The 1,616-nt window shown below is 60.3% G+C and carries 1 protein-coding gene; it reads left to right on the top strand.

Annotation, left to right across the window (positions count from 1 at the left end):
- Nucleotides 1–90 precede the first annotated feature (90 nt).
- A complete protein-coding gene (locus WJU23_RS23520; protein WP_346335080.1) occupies nucleotides 91–1,320 on the top strand; it encodes an IS110 family transposase in 1,230 nt (409 codons plus the stop codon).
- Nucleotides 1,321–1,616: the final 296 nt, after the last annotated feature.

Here is a 1,616-nt window from a genome sequence, read left to right on the forward strand (position 1 = left end):
GAAACGGGGTCAGGCGACATGAAGCCTGATAAATCAAGGGTTCCAGCGGTATTTCCTGGGTAAAAGCGCGTTTGTTATAGTGGCGGTGTCATGAGCACTCCAATCCACACATCGCCACCCTCCATCAGCACCGATGTCGCCACCTTCATCGGCATCGACTACCATAAAAGATACAGCGTCTGGCACGCCGTTGATGCTGCCGGAACCGACCTCGGCAAAGGCCGCATCGAACATCATTCACCCCACGACTTCGCCACGCTAATGAAGCGCTGGCCCAATCCGCGCATTGTCTTTGAGGCATCCATGAACTGGCACTGGCTCTACGAGGTGCTGGAGCAGTCCATGCCATCGCAACACCTCATGCTGGCCAACCCCTTCAAGACCCGCATCATCGCCGAAGCGCAGGTGAAGACCGACAGGATCGACGCCCGCATCCTGGCCCTGCTGCTGCGTGCCGGCTTGATCAGCTCGGTTCACATCCCCTGCAAAGAGACACGCCAGCGCAAAGAGGTGCTGCGGCAGCGCTGTTTCTTCGTGCGCCAGCGCACCATGCTGCGCAACCGCATCCACCGGCTGCTGGGCGCCCAGCACGACCTGAAGCTGCCCCAATGCAGCGACCTTTTCGGCAGGAAGGGCATGGGTTTTCTGGAGAAGCTGGAGCTTCCCGCCCCGGCCGGGCTGCTGCTCAAGCAGCAGCTGGAGATGCTCAAAAACGTGCAGACCCGCATCAAAGAAGACGAGGCCGCTTTGGAGCAGATGATGGGCACCACCGATGCCCAGAAGCGCGTGCTGAGCCTCCCCGGCATGGGGCCCATCCTGGCCTCGGTCGTTGTCAGTGAGATCGATGACATCAGCCGCTTCAACAGCGCCCAGAAGCTCTGCGGCTACATCGGCCTGTGCCCGAGCACCAGCAGCAGCGGCGGCAAGACATACAACGGCAAGCTCATGAAGCACTGCAACAAATGGCTGCGATGGGCCTTTGTGGAGGCCGCGTGGGTGGCAATGGGCTGCGACTCTTACTTTGGCGATCTCTACAAAAAGAAACGCGCGGCGGGCAAGAAGGCCAATACCGCCATCCTGTGTGTGGCCCGGCGCATGGCGCGCATCACCTGGCAGCTCTTGACGCAGGAGCGAAGCTATGAGAAAATTCCACCGTCGAGCCCCATCCAAGGCAAGCCTGCCCGCAACGAGACAGCCGCGACAGGTTGCGCCAAAGAAGGCGAAGACAACGCCAGCAGCGCCCGTGCCGTGAAGGGCAAGCGCAGCAAGACGAAACAGACTTTCCCCAGCCGCTCCAATCGCAGACTGGCTGGCTGCTGAGCGTGAAGCTCAGACAGCGCACCTTGGGTCAGGATGGAGGGCTGGGGATCTGATTTCGTCGCAATGGAAGGGGGCCTCAAAGTGCCCGCCCCGCAGAGAAGTGTGATCACAGCATCGCCACACCTGGTTGGAGCATGACCGGCAACGCCGCGTGCCAGCAGCACGGACGGCGCGGGTAATGCATGCCAAGCAACAGCATGGAGAGTATTCACGACGCGCACGGTTCACGACGCTCGAAGCCGCATAAAATCAAGGATCCAGCCATTTTCCGCTTGACGCCTTTTTTTCAGAGAAGG

It is taken from the genome of Prosthecobacter sp. SYSU 5D2 (genome assembly GCF_039655865.1).
GTDB lineage: Bacteria > Verrucomicrobiota > Verrucomicrobiia > Verrucomicrobiales > Verrucomicrobiaceae > Prosthecobacter.

Bases quoted from the DNA above. Each gene is read 5' to 3' on its own strand.
- WJU23_RS23520 (WP_346335080.1), top strand. From the start codon at position 91: ATGAGCACTCCAATCCACACATCGCCACCCTCCATCAGCACCGATGTC.